Here is a 20,618-nt window from a genome sequence, read left to right as displayed (position 1 = left end):
TCGGCTTTGAGCTTACGCCTTCGAGCGTTATGCCGGCGTTACCTTGACACCGGCGGTCCCTTCGGAGCAAACGCGCGAGGAGCGCTAGACCCGAATGTTCACCCTCGCCCCGCTCTCGAGCAGGTGAATGCTGTCGATGAAGCGCACCACGTGCGTGGCATAGCCCATCACGATGGAGTGGGTGCGGGCCCCGCCGCCAAAATAGCGCACCCCCTCGAGCAGTTCGCCGTGGGTGATGCCGGTAGCGGCGAAGACCATCTGCTTGCCGGGAGCGAGGTCACTGGTGCGATAGATCCGGCGGGGGTCGCCGCCCATGGACTTCAGGCGCTCGAGTTCGGCTTCGTTGGAAGGTTTGAAGCGGCCCTGGATCTCACCGCCCATGCACTTCAGCGCGGCAGCGGCCAGCACGCCCTCGGGGGCTCCGCCACTGCCCATCATGACGTGAACGCCGGTGCCCCGGATGGCCACGGCCACCGCCGCCACCACGTCCCCGTCGGTGATCAGCTTGACCCTGGCTCCGGCCTGGCGGATTTCACGGATGAGGTTCTCGTGGCGCGGGCGGTCGAGCACCACCACCACCAAGTCCTCGACCTTACGGTTGAGGGCATCGGCCACGATGCGGAGGTTGGCTTCCACGGGGAAATCCAGGCTGACCTTGCCGGCTGCCGGGGGTCCCACCACCAGCTTTTCCATGTACATGTCGGGGGCGTGCAGCAGACCGCCCTTCTCGCTGATGGCGATCACGGTGATGGCGTTGGGGAGCCCCTTGGCGGTGATGTTGGTGCCCTCGACCGGGTCCACGGCGATATCCACCTCGGGACCACCCCGGCCCACCTTCTCGCCGATGTAGAGCATGGGGGCCTCGTCCATCTCCCCCTCCCCGATCACCACCGTCCCGGAGATAGGCAGCTCGTTGAGCACCTCGCGCATGGCCTCGGTGCCAGCCGCGTCCACTGCTTCCTTGTCGCCCATCCCCGCCAGACGGCTCACCGCGAGCGCAGCCTGCTCGGTGACGCGGACTACCTCGAGCACCATCAGGTGTTCAATATCGATGACAATGTCCATGCTCTGAGCCTACCAGAGCCTGGCGGCCCGCTGGGCCCGGTAGCGTTTCCAAAAGGCTGGGTGGGAGGCGTTCTCAGACCCTCGAGGCCTCCTGGCTATCGGCGCATCACACAGGCGGCACCCGCCCGCTGCCGGCAGCGGCGTCCCTGGCGTTGCGCTGCCAGAGCACCCGCGCCAGGTCATCGGGCGAGAGGCCCAGTTCGGCCAGGGTGAACAGCAAGTGGAACAGCAAATCGGCGGCCTCCCAGCTCAGCTCCTCGCCGTCGGCGTTCTTGGCGGCGAGGATGACCTCCCCGGCCTCCTCGCCGATCTTCTTGAGCACGCGGTCGAGGCCCTCCTGGTGCATCCTGGCGACGTAGGAGCCCTCCGGCAGGTCACGCAGGCGCTGCTGGATGGTGCGGTAGACCCTCTCGAGCACCTCTCCCAGCGGCGGGTGCCCCGCGGCCTCGCTCAGGGGGTTGTGGAAACAGCTCTCCGCCCCGGTGTGGCAGGCCGGACCCTGGGGTTCAACCCGGTAGAGCACCGCGTCCTGGTCGCAGTCGAGCACCACCTCGAGCACCTTCTGGCGGTTGCCTGAGGTAGCCCCCTTGACCCACAGCTCGCCTCGGCTGCGGCTATAGAAGGTGGAATAGCCCGTGAGCAGAGTCTGGGTCAGGGCCTCGCGGTTGGCATAGGCCAGGGTCAGCACCTTGCCCGAGTGGGCATCCTGGACGATTACCGGGACCAAGCCCTTCTCGTCGAACTGCACGGCATCGAGATTCATGCCACGGCCTCGATTCTCACGGGAACACCCCGCTGCTGGAGGTAGCCTTTGAGTTCTTGCACGGCGATCTCCCCGAAGTGGAACACGCTCGCCGCCAGCGCCGCGTCGGCCCTGCCCTCGGTGAGCACCTCGGCGAAGTGTTCCTTGCGGCCCGCCCCACCCGAGGCGATCACCGGGACACTCACGGCCTCGGCGATGGTGCGGGTGAGCTCGAGGTCGTAGCCGTCCTTGGTGCCATCCTTGTCCATGCTGGTCAGGAGGATTTCCCCCGCGCCAAGCTCGGCCCCTCGCACCGCCCACTCCACCGCGTCGAGGCCGGTGGGGATGCGCCCTCCGGCCACGTAGACCTCCCAGCCGCCGGGGCGCTGGCGGGCGTCGATGGCCAGCACCACCGCCTGGTTGCCGAAGTGCTCGGAGAGCTCGCGCAACAGCTCGGGGCGCTTGACCGCCGAGGAGTTGACCGAGATCTTGTCGGCTCCGGCCAGCAAAAGCTTGCGGGCGTCCTCGAGGCTCCTGATGCCCCCGCCCACCGTGAAGGGGATGAACACCTGCTCAGCCACCCGCGCCGCGATGTCGAGCATGATCGAGCGCTCCTCGTGGGTGGCGGTGATGTCGAGGAACACCAGCTCGTCGGCTCCGGCCAGGTTGTAAGCCTTGGCCGACTCCACCGGGTCGCCCGCGTCGCGCAGGTTCACGAAGTTGATGCCCTTGACCACCCGCCCGGCGTGCACGTCCAGGCAGGGGATGATGCGCTTGGCCAACATGAGCGAAGTATACGAGTGTTCACCAGGCCAAATAGGAGGGCCCTCACCGCAGCCGCTCGAGCAGATACTGCGCCAGCTCGCTGACGTGGACGCGCTCCTGCATCATGGTGTCGCGGTCGCGCACGGTCACGGTGTCCTTGAGGGTCGTGCTGCCGTCTTGGCTCTTGCCGATGGTGTCGTAGTCAACCGTCAGGCAGAAGGGGGTACCCACCTCGTCGTGGCGGCGGTAGGCCTTGCCGATGTTGCCGGTGTCCTCGTAGAGCACCCGCCCCATGCCCAGGGCCTGCAGCCGGGCCTTGAGGCTCCTGGCGTAGGAGGTGATCTCCTCCTTGTTCTTGGCCAGAGGGATCACCGCGACCTTGATGGGTGCGAGGTGGGGTTTGAGCTTGAGCACGATGCGCTCCTCGCCGCTATCGAGCTGCTCCTTGGTGTAGGCCTCGCTGAGCACAGCCAGCACACCCCGATCCACCCCCGCCGAGGGCTCGATGACGTAGGGTACGAACCAGGCCTTGGTATCGGGGTCCTGCACGGCCAGCTTGGCGGTGGAGTCGGTGTTCTCCATGACCCTGGCCTGGATGTTGAGTTCGCTCTGAGCCTTGGTGTGCGAGCCCAGGTCGTAATCGCTGCGGTTGGCAATACCCTCGATCTCCTCGAAGCCGAGGGTGGGGAAGTTGTACATGAGGTCGAAGGTGCGCTTGGAGTAGTGCGCTAGGTCGGCTTTAGGCACGTCCAGCACGTGAATCTGGTGGCGCGGGATGCCCTGGTCTTCCCACCACTGCAGCCTCGTCTCGAGCCACCTCTGGTGCCACTCCTCGTCGGTGCCGGGCTTGACGAAGAACTCGATCTCCATCTGCTCGAACTCCCGCACCCGGAAGATGAAGTTGCGTGGGGTGATCTCGTTGCGGAAGGCCTTGCCGATCTGGGCGATGCCGAAGGGCAGCCGCCGGGCGGTGGAGTCGAGCACGTTCTTGAAGTTGATGAAGATGCCCTGCGCGGTCTCGGGGCGCAGGTAGCCGTACGAATCCTCATCGACCACCGGCCCAATGTTGGTGCGGAACATCATGTTGAAGGGCCGGGGCGGGGTCCAGTCGCCGGGGGCTCCGTTGGCGGGATCGATCACCTTGGCGGACGTCATGGCTTCGGCGGCTTTCTCCGGATCCGCCATCAGGGCGGCTACCAGGGTGGTCATGTCCCAATCCCCAAGACCCATCGCCTCCGCGACGGCCTCGAGCACCTGGGGCTTTTGCTCTTTGAGCAGGTGGTCCAGGCGGTAGCGCTTTTTGGAGATGCGGTTGTCGATGAGCGGGTCGGCGAAGGTGGCCTCGTGGCCCGAGTAGTGCAGCACCAGCCGGTGGGTCAGGATGCTGGCGTCGAGACCTTCCATGTCGTCGCGCTCGTAGACGTTGGCCCTCCACCAGGCGGCTTTGAGGTTGTTCTTGAGCTCGACTCCCAGAGGACCATAGTCGTAAGTGCCCTGAAGGCCCCCGTAAATTTCCGAGCCCTGGAAGATAAAGCCTCGGCGCTTGCAAAGGGAAACCAGTTCGTCCATCGTTTCAGCAGGCATGATTTGCTCCTTTCGGTCGCGCCAAACACCCCTCACAGGACGCAGGGTCTGTTGCGTGGGTTTCGCCCGACCACCGGGGAAGCCAAAGAAAACGTCCCCGGCATGATGCCTGGGGACGAATAGTTAGACTACTCGCGGTTCCACCCCAGTTCCCGAGGGATTGCCCTCGAGCCCTCTCGATCGCGCTGGCCTGAGCTTCGGGCTTCACTTCCCCTGGTGCACGGAGCCTGCTCCGTCCCTATAGGGGATCGTTCACCTGGTGTACGGGCCGCGGCCCGTCCCGAAGGGGATCGTCCCTCTGCCTTCGGCTAACCTCCGCCGCCCTTCCCGTGGCCCCTGCCGTCGGGCTCTCACCGTCCCCAACTCGCTGTGGGCGGATGTCCACGGTACTCCTGCGGACAGCGCCCTTCCATGATGCGACATGGGATGCCGGAGCGTCAATTTCCTACCGCAACGCCTTGAGCGCCAGCTTGATGATCTCCTGGGTGGAGGCTTCGGGGTTTTTCTGCACGATGTCGGCCACCACGCCGCGCACCTGGCTCTCGCGAAAGCCCAGCGTGACCAGGGCCAGCTCGGCTTCTTCCACCTCCCGGTTCTGCCGGAGTGGCCCGCCCTCGCCCATCAGGTGGGCCGGAACCTTGCCGCGCAGGTCCAGGGCGATGCGTTCGGCCAGCTTCTTGCCGACTCCCTGCGCCCCGGTTAGCAAGCGCAGGTCGCCCTCGGCCAGGGCTCGAGCCAGCAGCGAGGGGGTGAGGCTGGAAAGCATGTTGAGCGCCACCTTGGGCCCCACGCCCGAGACGCCCAGCAACAGCTCGAAGAGCTCGAGCGAGCGCTCGTCGGCGAAGCCATAGAGCGAGAGGTCGTCTTCGCGCACCACCAGCTTGGTGTGCAGGACGGCTTCCTGTCCCTCGGTGAGCTCGGCCAGGGTCGAGGTGGGGCAGCCCACCTCGAAGCCCACCCCCCCCACCAGCAGCACGGCGGCGCTTTGGGTCTTGCGCAAGACGGTGCCTTTGAGGTAGCGGATCACGGCGAATAGCTTACCGTCCGATAAAGCGCGGGGCACGCTTCTCGTAGAAGGCGGCTATGCCCTCCTTGTGGTCTTGGCTTTGCCCTGCGAGGTCCTGCAACTCGGCTTCGACCTCGAGCATCTCCTCCAGGCTCGAGGTCGCGCTCTTGCGCAGGGCCTGCTTGATGAGGCCGAAGGCGCGGGTGGGGCCCTGGGCGAGCTCGAGCGCGAGCTTTTCCACCTCCTCGGCGAAGCTCTCGATGCCGACGACCCGGTTGACCAGGCCCAGCTCGAGGGCCTGCTCGGCGTTGAGGCGCGGCGAGAGGGCCATCAGCTCGAAGGCTTTGGCCTGCCCTACGATGCGCGGCAGGTGGTAGCTCATCCCCGCGTCGGGGATGAGGGCGATGCGGCTGAAGCCGGTGGTGAGCACCGCGTCGGAGGCGGCCAGCCGCAGGTCGCAAGCCAGGGCCAGCGAGAGCCCGGCTCCGGCGGCGGCACCGTGGATGGCGGCGATCACCGGCTTGTCCAGCGTGGCGATGCCCGCGATGGCCCCGGCGTAGTTCTTGAGGTGGGCCTTGTAGGAGATGCTTTTGCCCTCGAACTCGCGCAAATCCTGGCCGGAGCAGAAACCACGCCCGGCTCCCCGGATGACCACTACGCGCACGTCCTGGTTTTCGGCGGCTTCGCGCATGGCTTGGGCCAGGCTCTGAAGCATCGCGGTATTGAAGGCATTGATGGCCTCGGGTCGGTTGAGGGTGAGGGTCAGCACCCCGTCTTTGAGTTCGGATAACAGCACGCTCATCGTCACTTCTCCCAGATCGCTCTTACTTCATGCTCTCCTCGCTGAAGCGTCGGCCCTCCCATACGTCGATGAAGGCGGTTCCGGCGGCCAGCCGGGCGCTGTGGGGTACTCCAGCAGGGATGTGGTAATAGTCCCCCTTGGTATAGACCCTGCGCTCGCCGCCGATCACGAACTCCACCCGGCCCTCGAGCACCACCCCCCACTGCCCGCTGTGGGCGTGCTCGGGCACCTCGGTGTCCTCGCTTACGTGTCCGAAGCCGATCTGCCCACCCTGCCCCGAGAGTACGGGCATGTCCATGCCGGGCCAGAGGGTGACATGCCTGAACGCCTTGAACCACTCAGGAAAAACGTTCATGGCCCGAGTATAAGCCCCCATAAGGGGTTCACCGGCGCTTCGGCTTTGCCGTCGGATCGCCGACGGGCACGGCGCACACCCCTCACCCCGCTTGGTTTTGGTGTACCAAACATGATAGGATTCACCGGATTATGGCCTTGGTCGTACAGAAATATGGCGGTACCAGCGTGGGCGACCTCGAGCGCATTCACAAGGTGGCGCAGCGCATCCAGCACTACCGGGAAAAGGGCCACCAACTCGCGGTGGTGGTCTCGGCCATGGGTCGCATGACCGACGAGTTGATCGCGCTGGCCAAGCGGGTCAACCCTCGGCCTCCCCAGCGCGAGTTGGACATGCTCACCACCATCGGAGAACAGCAGTCGGTGGCCCTGCTTTCGATGCAGCTCAACGCGATGGGCATCCCGGCGCGGGGCTTCACCCAGAGCCAGGTGGGCATCACCACCGACGGGCGCTACGGCGATGCCCGCATCCTAAGGGTCGAACCCCGGCTGATCCAAGAGGCCCTGAACCGGGGCGAGGTGGCCGTGATCGCCGGTTTCATGGGCGTCACCCCGGATGGCGAGCTCACCACCTTGGGGCGCGGGGGCTCCGACACCACGGCAGTCGCTATCGCGGCGGCGCTGGGGGCCCACGAGTGCGAGATCTTCACCGATACCGAGGGGGTCTACACCACCGACCCCCACCTCATCCCCGAGGCCCAGAAGCTCAATAAGATTGGCTACGACCAGATGCTCGAGATGGCCGCGCTGGGGGCCAGGGTGCTGCACCCCCGCGCGGTCTACTACGGCAAGCGCTACGGGGTCAAAATCCACGTGCGCAGCAGCTTTTCCTACAACCCAGGAACCATCGTCACGGAGGACGGCATGGAACTCGAACGCCCTGTCACAGGAGTAGCCCTGGACGACGAAATCGCGCAGATCGGCCTCGTCGGCATCCCCGACCGCCCCGGCATCGCGGGCCGGGTCTTTGAAGCCCTGGCCAGAGCAGGTGTGGCGGTGGACATGATCATCCAGGGGGTGCCCGGCCACGACGCCTCACGTCAGCAGATGGCTTTTACGGTCAACCAAGACTTCGCCGACGACGCCATGGACGCCCTCGAGCCCGTGCTGGCCGAAATCGGAGGCGAGGCCCGCCTGCGCCGGGACGTGGCCAAGGTCTCCATCGTGGGGGTAGCCCTGGCCTCGACCCCCGGCATCCCGGCCCGCATGTTCGGCGCCATCGCCGGGGTGGGGGCCAACATCGAGATGATCGCCACCAGCGAGGTCAAGATCTCGGTGATCATCCCGCTGCAATTCGCCGAAGCAGCCGTGCGGGCGGTCCACAGCGCTTTCGAGCTGGACAAGCCCGTGAGCGCTTGAGCAGGGGCAGGTGGGGGGCCTGCCCCTGGCTGTGTTAGCGTAGGGGGCATGGAGAAGCACTACCTGAGCTGGAGCGACATCAGCGCCCTGGTTTCCAAGCTGCTGGCCAGGCTCGACCGCGACGATTACGACGCCATCCTCTGCGTGACCAGGGGCGGCATGGTCCCGGCCTGCCTCATCAGCGAAGCCCTGGATCTGCGCAACGTGCTCACGGCGGCGGTGATGTTCTACACCGACGTGGGAGAGACCCTCGAGCAGCCCGTTTTCTTGCAGTTCCCCAGCGACGCGCTCTTGGTAGGCAAACGCATCCTGGTCGTCGACGACGTGTGGGACTCGGGCAAGACGGCGGTGGCGGTGCGGGAGCGCGTGCGCCAGGCCGGGGGTAAACCAACCCTGTGTACTCTGCACTACAAGCCCGCCCACAGCCACTTCCCCGGCGACGGGCCGGACGTCTTCGCCCAGGAAACCGACGGCTGGATCGTCTACCCGTGGGACCCCTCCCAGGTGTGGTCGTCGGCGTCGGCGTAAGTCTGCCGATGCCGATAGCGATGGCCAAACGCGGATGGCTGATAGGGGTTCTTGGTGCCTTGCGTATTGCTTCTGGCGTACGACTTCACCGCGAACCTCCTTCCAAGTGCGCGTGAAATAGTGGGTTCACCACCTCGGGCTTCTCCATGTGCGGGGAGTGCCCACTATCGGGGATGATCTCCTCGCGGAAGTAACCGCCACCGGCGGCGTACTGCTCGAGCACCCACCGGGTCTGGCCCACCATGGGCTGGGGGGGGTGCACCTCCTCGCCCGGCCAGCCGGGGACCACGCCGAGCTTGCCTAAGGTGCCCATGTTGAAGAGACTGAAATCGCTCACGATCTGGTCGTCGGAGCCGCGCACCCAGAGGATCGGGGGTTTGGCCTCGGCGGCCAGCATCCGCTCTACGCTGTCCCCGACGTACTTGGGCGAGATGGCATTGGCGGGTCCGAATTTTCCGGGAGCCACACCCGGCCAGTAGGGGGAGGGCTCGAGGTCGCCAGGGTACCTGTCCGGCCCGACCCGCTCCGAGAGCAGGCCCGAGAGCAACTCCTCCTCACGGGGGTGCCGGAAGGGCGGCTTCCAGTAAAAGCTGTTCATCACCGTGCGCGGCGAGGCCTGGTGCTCGGTGCCTCGGTACTTTTCCCCCATCAGCCGGGCGAACTCGGGGTTGACGATGCCCCCACCCGAACCGGCGAAGTCGGGGGCGCAGGGGGTGCCCTGGAGGTCCTTGGTGCCGCCGAAGCCGAAGGGGGAACCGGGGCAGAACACCGCCACGCTCAACAACCGCTCGGGAGCGGTGGCGAGCATGGCCCAGATCACGCTCCCGCCCAGGCTGTGCCCGGCGACGTGGAACTTTGGCATGCCCAGCGTGTCCATGAGGCTCAGGAGGTCGTCCACCCAGTCCATGCAGCCGCGGGTGGCGTCGATCAGCCTGTCCTCGGTGTCGCCGTAGCCACGCAGATCGGGGGCTATTGAGCGGTAGGCGGGCGGCAGGGCCAGCATGGTCTCTTCCCAGAAGGTCGCGGAGGAGGCATTGCCATGGATCAAGAGCACCGGGATGCCCTCGGCGGGCCCGCTCATCAGCACGTGCTGCTGGAGCCGGGGGGTCTGGACCATGCGAGATTCGATGCCGGGGAGCGTAGGAATAGAACCCATGGGCACTCTCCTTCGTGTGGCAACTTTCCCCAATCCTACCGGAGCCCTGTTACAGAGTTGTTACTGGCCGGGGTGAGAGAATGCTCGAGTGGAAAGCGCTACTCTCGAGCTCAGCGACAACCCGGCCCGAAGCCGCTACGAAGCCCATCTGGGCGGCAAGGTGGTGGGCTTTGCCAAATACCGCGCCCTTACCGGGGCCCTCATGTTCACCCACACCGAGGTGGATGAGGCCATGGGGGGTCAGGGCGTGGGCAGCAGGCTGGTCCGCTTCGCGCTCGAGGACGTGCGCTCGAGGGGTCTTTACGCCATCCCCCTGTGTCCCTTCGTCAAAGCCTTCATCCAGCGCCATCGTGACGAATACCTCGAACTGGTCAACCCACCCCACCGCAAGATGTTTGGGCTTTAGGGGGTTCAGGCCTCCTTGCGTACCCAAGCCTCCTCGGGTAGCAGGGCCTGATGCCCGGCGGGCTGGACCTTGCGGTAGACCTCGCCGGGCTCGCGCCCGTCCAGCAGGCGGCTGAGGGGGATGCCGAAGAGGCGCTCGTTGTGCTCGAGGTAGGGCCTTATCAGCTCCCAATCGGCCCTGCCGAGCGGAGCGAACTCGCCGCCATTGAGCTGCTCCTCACTCAGCCTCCGGTGAGGGTCGCGCACGTAGAGGGCCCCCCCGGAGGCCAGCGAGAAGAGGTTGCCGCCGGGATAGGGGGTGTCTAGGTCGCGCAAGGAGCCGTCCTCGTCGAAGTAGACCCCGTTCAAAATCACGAAGCCCCCGCCCTGCAAGGGGTCTCCGGCCATGAAGGACTCGGCCAGGTAATCCAGGGCGGTGCCGTTGATCACCACCCGCGGGCTGCCCACCGCGTTGATGAGGGGCCTCCCGGCGGCGTTGCCCAGGATGTAGGCTTCACCCCCCTTGGCGGCGTACATGAAGGTTTGGCCCACGTCGCCGTGGACCACCAGTCGGCCATCCTTGAGGATCTGGGCCAGCTGGTCTTGGCCGCTGGCGTGCACGGTGATCTCGGCCCCGTCCAGGCCGGAGCCCAGGTAGTCTCCCACCGAGCCGTACACGTCGATGTGCACCCCGTGGGAGGCCGCTCCCAGGCCGCAGCCCACGAAGCGCTGGCCCCGCGTGTGGGCCAGCAGGAAGCGGCGGAAGCCCCGTCGGTAGAGCTCCACCAGGGTGCGGGCCAGTGAGTCCGCACCCTCCGAGGGGTAACCCCTGGCGTCGAGGACCAGCGTGGCCTCGGGCTCGGGCTCGGGCACCGGTGCCCCCTGGCCCAGCCAGCGGTAGCCCGGAGAGGGAGCCTGGCGGATGTGCTCGAGGAAGCGGGAGAGGGTTTGCTCGAGCAGCCAGCGCACGGCGCTGGGCTTCAGGCCGCCGGTGGGGTAGCGACGGTCGAGCAGCAGGGTGAGGGTCTGGAGGGCCCACTGCCGCTCCTGGTCGCAGGTCGCGCCGCGCACTAGTTCGTCCAGGAGGGCCTCGAGGTCGCCGTAACCCCACTCCGGCAGCTTGCGCACGAACCAGGCGTAGAGTTCCGCCGGCGGTAGCTCGGGGGGGCGGGCCCGCCGGACGACCGGCGGCCAGGGGAGCGGAGGTTGCTTGAGGGGATCGGCCTGGATGGGGCGGCCAAACTTGTCGGTGCAGAGGAAGGAGCCACGCTCCACGGTGAAGATGAAAGCTCCCCCGTCGGTGTGGCTGCCGCCGCGGGCGTTCCAGTAGCGGTCGGCGTGGGGCCAGAAGCGGCGGTCCTCCTGGGCCAGGCTCTCCAGCGCCGCGTCGATGGCCTGCTTTTCCGAGGCCGCCAGGCCGATGCCAGCCACCCCCTGCTGCAAGGCGAACACCTGGGGGCGCAGCATGGAGGTATCGGTGATGCCAATGAGCCGGAAGGTACGCTCTCGAGGCAGCGACTGGGCGATGAGGAAGAACCAGGGGCCGTCGGGGGAGCCGTGCAGGTGGACGGCCTGGAGCATCCGGTAGATGCGCCGCTTCTGCGGGGGCAGCAGGGTAAAGTCGCGCTCGGTGGTGGGGGCCAGGGCCTCGATCACGTACTCCAGGGGGTAGCCGTAGACCCGGTGGTAGAGGTCGAAGAGCAGCACCGCTACCTCGGTGTCGGTCAGGAACAGCGGGTAGATGCGCCGCTGGGCCAAGTAGCTCACCATCGAGGCGTAGTTGGCGAAGTCGCCGTTGTGCACCAACGCCTCGTGCATGCCCAAAAAGGGGTGGGCCCCGCCGGGATGCCAGACCTTGCCCTTGGTGGGGTAGCGGTGGTGGCCAATCCAGACCTGAGCCCGGAGGTCCTCCAGCCGGTAGTAGCGCACCACGTCGTCGCCGTAGCCCACCAGCTTCAGGATCAGCAGGTTCTTGCCGTGCGAGAACACAAAGGCCCGCTTCTCCCCCTCCGAAGCGTAGAAGGCGCGGTTGAGCCGGTAACTGTGCTGGTAGACCACCTCGTCCTCGGCGGCGGCCTCCTCGGTGATGCCATGGGCTTGCATGAAGCGCGCGCGCACTTCGGGCCGCACTCGGGCGAAGTAGCAGCGCACCGCGGGCGGGGGAGCCTCCAGGCCCAGGACGCGGGGATCGGGCAGGGTGGGCAGACTCAGGGCGTGCTCGAGGAGGAAAGTGGTCTCGAGGGAACCCTCCACCTCGGCTTGGGCGGTACCGTCGAGGTAGGCTATCGCCAGCAGGTAGTCCTGCTCCAGCAATTCCTGGCTGACCCCGAAGAAGGTGGGGTCCAGGCCGGCTGCGGCGATGCCACCTCCCTTGCCGTTGCCCCGGTTTTTCATCTGGACCAGGGCCTGCAACAGGTGTCGCCCTGCCACCGGCACCGAGGCCGCCAGGCCAATGACCCCGCAGCCCCCCTCGGCCTCGCCCTTGCGGGTAGGGAGGGCTTCACGGAGGAGGGGCCTCGAGGCGATCAGGGATTCAGGCAGTCCCATCGGGGCCTCCTTCTGCCCTGCGGTAGCGCAGCAGGTCGGTGCGACCGCGCAGGGCGCGCACGCTGCTCAGGCCCAGGCGGCGCAGGATCTCCCGAAGCTCGAACTCGAACGAGGCGTAGAGCTTGCCGATGCGCTCGGCCCCCCACTCGGGGTCTACCAGCAAGGAGAGCTCGGGGTCGGTGGTGGTGAGACCGAAAGGGCAGCCCCGTCCCCGCTCGCAGTTGCCGCAGCGGGTGCAGCCCAGGGCCACTAACTCGGCGGTGCCCAGCACCACCCCGTCGGCTCCCAGGGCGATGGCCTTGGCCAGGTCGTAGGCCGTGCGGATGCCGCCCGAAGCCATGAGCACCAGCTCGTCGCGAATGCCCTCGTGCTCGAGGAAGCGGTGCACTTTGGGGATGGCCAGCTCGATGGGCATGGCGATGTTCTTCTTGGCGATCTCTGGGGCAGCACCGGTGCCGCCGTAGCCCCCGTCGAGGTGCAGGATGTGGGCCCCCGCGTAGTAGCTGCCCACCGCCACCATGTCCACGTCGTTGGGGGTGGAAACCTTGACCGAGAGGAGGGCCTGGGGGTGGATGGCCCTGATCCAGTCGAGGTGCTTCTTGTGGTCTTCCACCGAGTAGACCGAGTGAAAGGGAAAGGGCGAGAAGAGCGAAACCCAGGGCAGGCTCTCGCGCATGCGGGCCACCGCGGCGGTGACCTTGTCGCCCAGGAGGTGCCCGCCCAGGCCTGGCTTGGCCCCCTGGGCGTACTTGAACTCCACGATGGGGGCCCACAGGATGGTCTCCTCGCGCACCCCGAACATGCCGGTGGCCACCTGGGTGATCACGTGTTCCTTGTAGGGCAAGAGTGACTCGGGATAGCCCCCCTCGCCGGTGCAGGTAAAAGTCCGCCAGCGCTGGGCCGCCTTGGCCCTTGCCAGCATGACCTGCTCACTGATCGAGCCGAAGGACATGCCAGCCCCGTACCAGGGCACCGGGATTTCGATTCTGGGCTGGGGCCCGTCGCTGCGCCGGTTGAGGGGAATCGAGGTGTCGATGGGAGCCTCCTCCGCGAGCCAGCGATCTTCGGGCAGGAAACTGAACTCCAGGCAGTCGAAGCCCCCTCTCGAGCGGCCCACGCGGTACTCCAACCCGCTGGCCGGAGGGCGCCCAGTCTGGGCCTGCACCCAGGTGGAGAGGATGAGTTCCTCGGTCCAGCGGGCGTCGCCCAGGGCCGGGGGGTGGAAGGGGAGGGTGGGCCAGAGGTCAAAGCCCCGGTGCAGGGCTTCTATGTGCTTGGCTACCGATTCTGAGCGCTCCGGCATGGACACCTCCCCCTCAGCCGGCGTAGCCCTCGATGTCCGCGAAGGCCTCGTGCTCGAGCTCCTCCTGGAACATCGCCCGACCCAACTCGCCCCGAAGCCGCCGCACCTCGCGCAGGCCCATGGCACCCAGCACCTCCAGCAACTGGTCGCGCCAGGAATTGGCCAGGTTCAACAGCCGCTGGACGCCCCAGGAGGGCTCCAACGAGGGAAACTCCACCCGCGCCTCCCTCCGCGAGCGGCACTCCCCCTCGAAGCGGGCCTGCAAGGCCACCCAGAGGGCGGTGTCCAGGGCCACCGCGTCCAGGCCGCAGAGGATGGCCTTGGGTACGTGCTCGGCCATCACCACGCCGCCGCTGCCCAGCAGGCTGACCTCCTCGCGCAGCCCGGCCTGCACCAGCCGCGCGTGGGTCTCGCGCAGGAGGCCGGCGGCGAAGCGCCCGCCCGAAGTCCCGTGGTAGTCGGCGCAGAGGTGGAAGACTCGGACCCCCGCCTGCACCATCGCAGACAGGTCGGCGTGCATGGGTACGCGCACTGCCACCACGCTCCCCTCGAGGCGCCGCCGCAGCTCGGCGTAGCGCCCAGGGTGCCAGCCCTCGAGCTCGACGAGTTGGGGCCTCCAGCGCATCCGCTCCATCTCCCCCCAATCGGCCTCGCTCACCACGGGCACCACCCAGGAGCCCTGCAAGCCCCACTCCAGGCAGACCGGGAGGGGCAGGATGGCCAGGGTGCCCAGCCGGCGGGCGGCCTCGCTCAACACCTCCAGCAGTGGTGGGGGAGCCGTGGGGGGTGGGGCGTCGAAGAGGAAGGGCAACGGCAGCGAGACCACCCGTGGCAGGGGACCGGTAGGTTCGCCCCGAGCATCGAAGCGAAGAAAGCCCGGTTTCTCGCCCAGGTCCACTTGGGTGGAGATGAACTCCCGCCCGTGGATGCCGTCGCGCGTGGGGCGCACGATCTCCGACATGTCGGTCCACATGCTGTCCCAGCCCTCGCCACCGAAAGCCCCCCGCCAGCCGGCCCCGCGCACCGGAACCCGGCCAGTGCGGGCTTCGTAGAGCAGGGTGTCCACGTACTCCGGCCTCAGATAGCTATCCCCCAGCCGCTTTCGCAGGGGATTGGGCTGGATCTGCACCACCTCGGGGTATTGCACGCAGCAGCGCAGGCAGCCCACGCACAGGTGCTCCCTGGGGGTCAGGCCCCCCAGGGGCCCGCCGAAGACCCCATAGACGCAGGGGCGGGAGAGGGCTACTTTCAGGTTGCCCCGGTACTCCAGGAGCTCTTTGAACACCAGGGCCACGAGCCGGTGCTTCTTGACCCGGACCCTAAAGCGCGGGGGAATAGGAAAGCGCTCCGGTGCTGGCCGGGTGAGGATGTGATAGCGGCGGTAGCCCCTCTCCGACCCCAGGGGGGCCTCCTCGGGCACACGGGTCTCGAGCATGGCTCACCCCGCCAAGCGTGCTCCCAGGCGCGCTTCCTTGGATTCATCATAGCGCGCAGCCTTCGCTGGCCTGGGAACTGGGCTTACCTTTGCCCTGAAAGGTGCGACGTACCCAACATCCGGCAGGTCCCCGCTCAAGCGCAAATCACTCCCCGCGCGCGGGGAGTGATTTGCCCCTCACAGCCAATCGCGCCGTGAGGGGCATTCGTGGGAATTGCTCTAAGCTTTAGCCTTCTCCTCGAGCATGTTCTTCAGCACCGTCTGGAGGATGCCGCCGTTCTTGTAGTAGTCCACCTCCACCGGGGTGTCGATGCGGGCGGTCACCTTGAAGCTGACCTCGCTGCCGTCGGCCTTGCGGGCGATGACGGTGAGTTCCTTGCCGGGGGTCAGGTCCTCGAGGCCCAGGATGTCGTAGGCCTCGTAGCCGGTGAGGCCTAAGGAGGCGGCGCTGGCTCCGGCTTTGAACTCCAGGGGCAGCACGCCCATGCCCACCAGGTTGCTTCGGTGGATGCGCTCGAAGCTCTGAGCGATGACGGCCTTCACGCCCAGCAAATAGGTGCCCTTGGCGGCCCAGTCGCGGCTGGAGCCGTTGCCGTACTCGATCCCGCCGATCACGATCAGTGGCACGCCCTCGGCCTTGTACTGCATGGCCGCGTCGTAGACGAACATCTGCTCGCCACTTCCGGGTTCGCTGCCCACCTCGCTCTTGGGCAACTTCTTGGTGTAGCCGCCCTCCACGCCCTCGAGCATCAGGTTGCGGATGCGGATGTTGGCGAAGGTGCCGCGCATCATCACCTCGTGGTTGCCGCGCCGGCTGCCGTAGGAGTTGAAATCGGCAGGTTCGACGCCGTGGCCCATGAGGTAGCGGGCGGCGGGGGAGTTCCTGGCGATGTTGCCGGCAGGGGAGATGTGGTCGGTGGTGATGGAGTCGCCTAGCAGCAAGAGCACGCGGGCACCCTTGATGTCGGAGATTTCGCGGGCTGCGCCCAGGTTCTCGAAGAAGGGGGGGTTCTGGATGTAGGTGCTGCTCGGGTCGAACTGGTAAAGCTGGCCGGTGGGGGCGGGGAGGGCTTTCCAGCGCTCGTCGCCCTCGAAGACGGTGGCGTACTGGCGACGGAACATCTCGGCGTCGAGGGTCTTGTGGACGACTTCCTTGATCTCCTCCTGGCTGGGCCAGATGTCCTTGAGGAAGACCGGCTTGCCGTTGGGGTCGTAGCCGAGGGGTTCGCTGGTGAAGTCGATGTCCATGCGCCCGGCCAGAGCGTAGGCCACCACCAGCATGGGCGAAGCCAGGTAGTTGGCCTTCACGTCGGGGTTCACGCGTCCTTCGAAGTTGCGGTTGCCCGAGAGCACCGCCGCCACCACCAGGTCACCCTCCTTCACGCCTTTGGAGATCTCCTCGGGCAGCGGGCCGGAGTTGCCGATGCAGGTGGTGCAGCCGTAGCCCACGGTGTGGAACTTGAGGGCCTCGAGGAAGGGCGTCAGCCCGGCAGCGTCGAGGTACTCGGTGACCACCTTAGAGCCAGGAGCCAGGCTTGACTTGACCCAGGGCTGGGTGGAGAGGCCAGCTTCCACCGCTTTCTTAGCCAGCAGGCCCGCGCCCAGCATCACCGAGGGGTTGGAGGTGTTGGTGCAGGAGGTGATCGCGGCGATCACCACCGAGCCGTGGGTCAGATCGAACTCGTCGCGGCCCCGCCGGACCGTGACCTTGCGATCCAACTGCTCAGGGGAGAGGCCGAAGCCGCGCTCCTTGACGTCCTTGGTCAGGTGTTCGCGGAAGGAGCGCTTGACGTCGGAGAGGTTGACGCGGTCCTGCGGGCGCTTGGGGCCGGCGAGGGCAGGGATCACGGTGGAGAGGTCGAGCTCGAGGTGCTCGCTGTATACCGGGGCCGCGTCGTCGGTGCGCCACAACCCGGTGGCCTTGGCGTAGCGCTCTACCAGGTCTACGAGCTCCTCGGGCCGTCCGGTGAGGCGCAGGTAGGCCAGGGTTTCCTCGTCGATGGGGAAGAAGCCCATCGTCGCGCCGTACTCGGGGCTCATGTTGGCGATGGTCGCGCGGTCGGCCAGGGGCAGCTTGGAAACGCCGGGGCCGTAGAACTCCACGAACTTGCCCACCGCGCCGTGCTTGCGGATCATCTCGGTTACGCGCAGCACCAGGTCGGTGGCGGTAGCGCCTTCGGGCAGCTCGCCGTGGAGCTTGAAACCGATCACCCTGGGCGCGAGCATGTAGTAGGGCTGGCCCAGCATCACCGCCTCGGCCTCGATGCCGCCCACGCCCCAGCCCAGTACGCCCAGGCCGTTGATCATGGTGGTGTGGCTGTCGGTGCCCACCAGCGAGTCGGGGAAGGCGTAAACCCGCCCATCCTCGGACTTCTGGCGCATGACCACGCTGGCGAGGTACTCGAGGTTGACCTGGTGCACGATCCCCGTGCCCGGCGGCACGGCGCGGAAGCCCTTGAGGGCGTTTTGGCCCCACTTGATGAGCCGGTAGCGCTCTTCGTTGCGCTTGTACTCCAACTCGACGTTCTGAGCAAAGGCGTAGGCGGTGCCGAAGAAGTCCACCTGCACCGAGTGGTCGATCACCAGGTCCACGGGGACGGTGGGGTTGATCATTTCAGGGTCACCGCCCAGCTTGGCCACCGCGTCGCGCATGGCGGCGAGGTCCACGACCGCCGGAACACCGGTGAAGTCCTGCAAAATCACCCGCGCCAGCATCAAGGGCACGTTGATCTCGCCGGGGTCGGGCTGCCACTTCGCCAGCGCTACCACGTCGTCTTTGGTGACTTTGTAGCCGTCTTCGTTGCGCAGCAGGCTCTCCAGCATCACCCGGATGGAGAAAGGGAGCCTGGACACCTGGGCGATGCCCTGCCGCTCGAGCTCCAGGATGTCGTAGTAGAACACCTCGCCTGCCCGGGTGGACAGGCTCTTGCGTGCGCCAAATTCGTCGCGGTAAGCCATACACACTCCTCTCTTCGCTCAAACCAGCACGAAAGCCAAGCCGAGTACCCACGATTCTACGCCCCCTGCCTCGCCAGCTACATTGGGCTGGATTACGTAAGGGCCCTTGAAAGGGCTGGTGAAGGCGCGGTGAGACGACCGCATGGGTTTTCGGGGGTCTGGTTTGGGTGCCAGGGCGGGTGCGCCCAACCTCAAGCGCATTGATTCTAAGCCCTCCGGCGCTTTGCGCGCAATGCTGGGAAGCACTGGGCGGTGGGCGTGTGAGATTGAGATGTTGATCTGCTGCGAGCTTCGGCCTGGCGAAGGTTTATTTGCCAGAGAACTCCTTCGGGCGAGCGAAATAAAATGACGGCAGTATGGATCAGCCGTACCGCCTGGATCAAGGAATCTATATTGAGAGCGCCAATGTTCTGCTGCCCTGGTTGTGCGTCAGCGGCACCGCCCGCATGCACCTGGGTCTGGAGAACTACCGCACCGACAAGCGCACGCTGGTGTGGGAGGGGCACCGAATTCTGGGAGGCATCCCGGTGGGCCTGCACTGCAAGTTCGTGCGCTTGGAGCACGAGGGTGAGGGCGAGCCACGCCGCCTGCGCTACGCGCAGTTCTTCCCCGACATCAAGCAGCTCGGGGTGGATGCCCAGCAGGCTTTCGCCCTGATCAAGCAGCACCTCTCGCGGCAACTGGGCACCCCACCCGTCTCCTCCAACGGCGGCGTGCTCTACCCCTTTGCCGAATGGGAGTGGGACAAGTTCGTCGTGACCCTCAAGCTCACCGGGCGGGAGCCCAACCAGGTGTGCATGGGTGAGTTGTGGAAGAAGCCTATCCCGCGTGGGGTGCTCGAGTTCACCCGCATGGATAGCCCGGAGTAGGTCGATAGCTGATAGCCAAACGCCGAAGGCTGATGACCACGAGCCACCCGCCTTCAATCCTTCTCATCGCTCTCACAACATCCCGGCCAGGAAACCCTGCTCACGGATGCTGCGGATGAGGTCCATGACGGTGAGGCGGTAGGGGTCGTACTCCACCTCGACCTGTCCTAGCGTGGCCTGTTCGGCTCGCTGGACACCCTCGAGGGCTCTCAGGGCGTTGAGGATCTTCTCCATCTGCTCAGGTAGCTCCACGCCTCGAATGCCAATCAAGACCCGGTTCATGGTTGTCATTCTAAGACTCCGGCCACCTCGCCCCGTTCGCCCCGGCTGCCCAGCACCCGCACCCCCAGCACCAGAGGGCCCAGCTGGAAGCCGTGGTCCTGCAGGGCCTGACACATGGCTGGGTTGTTGGGATCGACGTGCATGGCCACTTCGTAGACCCCAGCATCGTAGGCCGACTTGACCACCGCGCCCAGCAGGGCCCGGATAGCCGCATCACTGCGTGAGAGCAGCCGGGTGATGAGCACCGTGACCTGATCGCCCTGCCACACCGCCTGCGCCAGGGCCACGCCCACGATCTCGTCGGCTTCTACGGCCACGAAGGAGTGGCCGCTGCGGGAGAAAAAGCGCAGGGCCCCAGGGGTGCAGCGGTAGCGGTGGGTGGGTTGCTGGCCCAGAAGCTCGCGCTCGAGAGCCCCCAGCGCCTCGAAGTCGGATTCCTGGATGTCGCGGCAGATCATGGGATAAGCCTAACGTTAAATGCCGAAGGCCCAACGCCAGGAGTCGTGCATTGTACGCAAAATGCAAGGCGTCCAACGCCGGACGTCGCCCTTCTCACCACGCGCCTTCTGTGTTCTTCGCCCTCATATCGGTCTTCAGTTATGCTTTAGTTACGATGCAGAGAATGCACTTGGTGCATATAATTGCGCTGATTTTACTGGGTTATGCGCTCGCCTAGTCCTACCAGGGAGTTCCCCGCCTCCTCGCTGCTGCTCAACTACCGCCCGGTGTTGAGCGGGCGGATCGTCTTGCCGCGCATCGGTCGCCCGGTGGCCGAGATGATCCTCAAGGCGAGCGCTTCGGCCTCGAGGCCCGAGGTGGGGCAACCGGTGGTGCTGGACATGGAGTACGGCCCCGAGTTCTACATGAGCGTGCTGTCGGTGCTCGAGGAGCAGGGCGTCTGGCGCTTGAGGTTGGTGGGGGGTAGCGGGGGGCTGTCGCGTGACGTCCCGGCCAGGCACTATGGCCGGGTAAGGGCCACCCAGGTGATCGAGGATCTCCTGGCCGAGGTGGATGAACGCATTGGCAGCGTGCAGACCACGGCGGTGCTGCCCAACTGGTACCGCCAGGAAGGCGTGGCCTACCAGGCCCTCGAGGCCTTGATGGTCAACCTCAACAGGACCTGGCGCATGGACAACAAGGGACTGGTCTGGGTCGGCGAGGAGACCTGGCCCGTCTATGCCGAGAAGGTTCCACTGGCCGAGTATTACGTACACCAGGCCAAGGTCCGCCTCGAGGGCCTGCAGCCCTGCCTGACCCCAGGGGTCGAGCTCTTCGCCTGCGGCCCCGGCTTCGACGGCAAGGTGGGCCGGGTCGAGCGGGTGATCCACCACTTCGGCCTCGAGTCCTACACCGAGGCGCTGTGCTGGTGAGGGGCGCCGGGGGCCTGGGGCTCGTGGAGAAAAGCTTTCAATCACCCGACGTACGCCGTAGGACGTATAACGTACGACCTCGAGCCCTTAGCTTTCTGCCTGCAGCTAT

Annotated in this window: 19 protein-coding genes; 5 read left to right on the top strand and 14 right to left on the bottom strand. The window is 66.3% G+C overall.

The genetic code is table 11. From position 1 onward, the window contains the following. Positions 1-84 precede the first annotated feature (84 nt). From glpX to Mrose_RS04170, 7 genes are all read right to left on the bottom strand, one after another. Complete coding sequence (gene glpX / locus Mrose_RS04200) at positions 85-1,065, bottom strand: class II fructose-bisphosphatase (protein WP_420808332.1); 981 nt, start codon at positions 1,063-1,065, stop codon at positions 85-87. 106 nt (positions 1,066-1,171) lie between these two features. After that, complete coding sequence (gene hisIE, locus Mrose_RS04195) at positions 1,172-1,828, bottom strand: bifunctional phosphoribosyl-AMP cyclohydrolase/phosphoribosyl-ATP diphosphatase HisIE (protein WP_119276179.1); 657 nt, start codon at positions 1,826-1,828, stop codon at positions 1,172-1,174. Further along, positions 1,825-2,592, bottom strand: a complete 768-nt coding sequence (hisF, locus tag Mrose_RS04190) for an imidazole glycerol phosphate synthase subunit HisF (protein ID WP_119276178.1) — start codon at positions 2,590-2,592, stop codon at positions 1,825-1,827. The genes hisIE and hisF overlap by 4 nt, the downstream gene beginning before the upstream one ends. A gap of 43 nt (positions 2,593-2,635) precedes the next feature. Next, positions 2,636-4,156: a glycine--tRNA ligase gene (locus tag Mrose_RS04185; RefSeq protein ID WP_119276177.1), complete on the bottom strand. Its 1,521-nt coding sequence runs from the start codon at positions 4,154-4,156 to the stop codon at positions 2,636-2,638. A gap of 445 nt (positions 4,157-4,601) precedes the next feature. Beyond that, complete coding sequence (gene ruvA / locus Mrose_RS04180) at positions 4,602-5,183, bottom strand: Holliday junction branch migration protein RuvA (RefSeq protein ID WP_119276176.1); 582 nt, start codon at positions 5,181-5,183, stop codon at positions 4,602-4,604. Between the two features lie 10 nt (positions 5,184-5,193). Then, positions 5,194-5,964: an enoyl-CoA hydratase-related protein gene (locus tag Mrose_RS04175; RefSeq protein WP_119276175.1), complete on the bottom strand. Its 771-nt coding sequence runs from the start codon at positions 5,962-5,964 to the stop codon at positions 5,194-5,196. 22 nt (positions 5,965-5,986) lie between these two features. Continuing rightward, positions 5,987-6,319, bottom strand: a complete 333-nt coding sequence (locus Mrose_RS04170) for a cupin domain-containing protein (protein ID WP_119276174.1) — start codon at positions 6,317-6,319, stop codon at positions 5,987-5,989. Between the two features lie 131 nt (positions 6,320-6,450). Here Mrose_RS04170 and Mrose_RS04165 point away from each other — a divergent pair, with 131 nt between their 5' ends. Next, positions 6,451-7,677 carry an aspartate kinase gene (locus Mrose_RS04165; protein ID WP_119276173.1) on the top strand — a complete coding sequence of 409 codons (1,227 nt, stop codon included), beginning with the start codon at positions 6,451-6,453 and terminating at the stop codon, positions 7,675-7,677. A gap of 48 nt (positions 7,678-7,725) precedes the next feature. After that, complete coding sequence (locus tag Mrose_RS04160; RefSeq protein ID WP_119276172.1) at positions 7,726-8,205, top strand: phosphoribosyltransferase; 480 nt, start codon at positions 7,726-7,728, stop codon at positions 8,203-8,205. An 85-nt stretch (positions 8,206-8,290) separates the two neighbouring features. On the opposite strand, the gene Mrose_RS04155 is transcribed toward Mrose_RS04160, so the two are convergent. Further along, on the bottom strand, positions 8,291-9,361 hold the full coding sequence (locus Mrose_RS04155) for an alpha/beta hydrolase (RefSeq protein ID WP_119276171.1): 1,071 nt from the start codon (positions 9,359-9,361) through the stop codon (positions 8,291-8,293). An 88-nt stretch (positions 9,362-9,449) separates the two neighbouring features. Between Mrose_RS04155 and Mrose_RS04150 the strand changes: the two genes are divergently transcribed. Further along, on the top strand, positions 9,450-9,767 hold the full coding sequence (locus Mrose_RS04150; protein WP_119276170.1) for a GNAT family N-acetyltransferase: 318 nt from the start codon (positions 9,450-9,452) through the stop codon (positions 9,765-9,767). Positions 9,768-9,772: 5 nt separating this feature from the next. Here Mrose_RS04150 and Mrose_RS19610 read toward each other — a convergent pair whose 3' ends face one another. The 4 genes from Mrose_RS19610 to acnA all read right to left on the bottom strand — a co-directional run bounded on the left by Mrose_RS19610 (position 9,773) and on the right by acnA (position 17,988). Next, the gene (locus Mrose_RS19610; protein ID WP_119276169.1) at positions 9,773-12,292 is read right to left on the bottom strand and encodes a GltB/FmdC/FwdC-like GXGXG domain-containing protein; all 2,520 of its coding nucleotides are present in this window, start codon (positions 12,290-12,292) and stop codon (positions 9,773-9,775) included. Next, on the bottom strand, positions 12,279-13,595 hold the full coding sequence (locus Mrose_RS04140) for an FMN-binding glutamate synthase family protein (protein ID WP_119276168.1): 1,317 nt from the start codon (positions 13,593-13,595) through the stop codon (positions 12,279-12,281). Before Mrose_RS04140 ends, Mrose_RS19610 begins: the two co-directional genes overlap by 14 nt. A gap of 13 nt (positions 13,596-13,608) precedes the next feature. After that, the gene (locus tag Mrose_RS04135; protein ID WP_119276167.1) at positions 13,609-15,030 is read right to left on the bottom strand and encodes a glutamate synthase-related protein; all 1,422 of its coding nucleotides are present in this window, start codon (positions 15,028-15,030) and stop codon (positions 13,609-13,611) included. Between the two features lie 219 nt (positions 15,031-15,249). Continuing rightward, the gene (gene acnA, locus Mrose_RS04130; protein WP_119276166.1) at positions 15,250-17,988 is read right to left on the bottom strand and encodes an aconitate hydratase AcnA; all 2,739 of its coding nucleotides are present in this window, start codon (positions 17,986-17,988) and stop codon (positions 15,250-15,252) included. A gap of 356 nt (positions 17,989-18,344) precedes the next feature. Here acnA and Mrose_RS04125 point away from each other — a divergent pair, with 356 nt between their 5' ends. Continuing rightward, positions 18,345-18,857, top strand: a complete 513-nt coding sequence (locus Mrose_RS04125; protein ID WP_119276165.1) for a hypothetical protein — start codon at positions 18,345-18,347, stop codon at positions 18,855-18,857. A 72-nt stretch (positions 18,858-18,929) separates the two neighbouring features. Here Mrose_RS04125 and Mrose_RS04120 read toward each other — a convergent pair whose 3' ends face one another. Together Mrose_RS04120 and Mrose_RS04115 are read right to left on the bottom strand one after the other, a co-directional pair. Next, a complete protein-coding gene (locus tag Mrose_RS04120; RefSeq protein ID WP_119276164.1) occupies positions 18,930-19,139 on the bottom strand; it encodes a heavy-metal-associated domain-containing protein in 210 nt (69 codons plus the stop codon). Between the two features lie 5 nt (positions 19,140-19,144). Further along, positions 19,145-19,597, bottom strand: a complete 453-nt coding sequence (locus Mrose_RS04115; protein WP_119276163.1) for a GNAT family N-acetyltransferase — start codon at positions 19,595-19,597, stop codon at positions 19,145-19,147. Positions 19,598-19,801: 204 nt separating this feature from the next. On the opposite strand from Mrose_RS04115, the gene Mrose_RS04110 reads away from it, so the two are divergent. Continuing rightward, complete coding sequence (locus tag Mrose_RS04110; protein ID WP_119276162.1) at positions 19,802-20,509, top strand: hypothetical protein; 708 nt, start codon at positions 19,802-19,804, stop codon at positions 20,507-20,509. The last annotated feature ends 109 nt before the right edge of the window (positions 20,510-20,618 follow it).

This window comes from Calidithermus roseus (assembly GCF_003574095.1).
In the GTDB taxonomy this organism is placed as follows: Bacteria; Deinococcota; Deinococci; order Deinococcales; family Thermaceae; genus Calidithermus; species Calidithermus roseus.
The sequence above is the reverse complement of the archived record's forward strand: the minus strand, read 5'-3'. Positions and strand labels throughout refer to the sequence as shown.